1 protein-coding gene and 1 pseudogene are annotated in these 1,090 nt (G+C 36.0%); one reads left to right on the top strand and one right to left on the bottom strand.

Going from position 1 to position 1,090, the window contains the following annotated elements; genetic code table 11:
• Window positions 1-775 (top strand): annotated as a pseudogene (locus AB0N03_RS52520) (hypothetical protein); the annotation flags it as partial.
• A 73-nt stretch (window positions 776-848) separates the two neighbouring features.
• Here the strand turns inward: AB0N03_RS52520 and AB0N03_RS52515 are convergent.
• Window positions 849-1,090, bottom strand: a 242-nt coding sequence (locus AB0N03_RS52515; protein WP_364389046.1) for a GRP family sugar transporter, incomplete at its 5' end; no start/stop codon positions are given.

Genomic DNA, 1,090 nt, shown 5'->3' with positions numbered 1-1,090 from the left:
AAACGGTCATATTTATCCAGGGTCTGGTGCTTCAGCAACAAACACAATGAGCGCAAAGGCCGTAGCAACACTCAGTTATCATCTTATTCAAGATTTCCCAGAAATTCTTCAAATCACTAAAAAAACAGAAATTCCTTTTGATACCGGCAATGAAGCAAAGATGACCTTAACTAATACCAATCAAATGCTTAGTGGTTTTTCTACTTCAAGAACTGGTGTAGATGGCTTGAAAACAGGTTCAACAAGTTTTCAAATTGACTGTTTTGCTGGAACAACAAATCAAAACGGCTTTAGAATCATTACGGTTGTTTTAGAAGCTACAGATCCTGCTGCTGACAACTCAACTCCTTTCACCCTCACAAATCAACTGATGAACTATGTTTATGGTCATTGGCGTACGACCAGTCTTGTGCAAAAAAATCAATCCTTAGATGATTTTAAAGAAATTGCTGTGACTGATGGAAAAGAAAAATCTGTTCAACTCGTTGCTCCACAAAATATCACTCCCGTTGTTCCTTATGCTACAGATGGTAGTGCAGATACAAAATCACTGACAGTCAAATTCAGTAAGAAAAAAACAGCCTCCGTTGAAGCAACTGTGACTAAAAACCAAAAACTTGTCACTCTTTCTACTACAGTAAAGGATAGTTTAGGCTATCTTCCAAATTGTACCGCAGAACAAATTCCATTGGTTGCTAAGAAAACTGTCCCCCGTAGTAGCGCTCCAAAGGTTTTTTGGAATCATTTTGTAAATTTCGTTAATGAAAAACTATAAAATTTTACTGACAGAAAACTTGTCAGAAAATTAACTCACAAAAAAAGCCGTCAATTTACTGACAGCTTTTTTATTATCCTTTAGATTTTACAATTGCAAGTAAAATTGCACCTGTTACGAATAGAACAATCCCAATTCCAACATAAACCAATTCTTTTTTGGTTTTCTTTTCACCAAGGAAGAGAATTCCTCCAATAGTTGAAATGATAACACCTAATTGTGAGAACGAAAAGGCAATTACGTTACCAGCAGCGCTTGCAGCCATAAGCATAAAGATATTTCCTACACCAAACATTGCTCCATCAATCATATTTT

This window comes from Amycolatopsis sp. NPDC051061 (assembly GCF_040682935.1).
In the GTDB taxonomy this organism is placed as follows: domain Bacteria; phylum Actinomycetota; class Actinomycetes; order Mycobacteriales; family Pseudonocardiaceae; genus Amycolatopsis.
The sequence above is the reverse complement of the archived record's forward strand: the minus strand, read 5'-3'. Positions and strand labels throughout refer to the sequence as shown.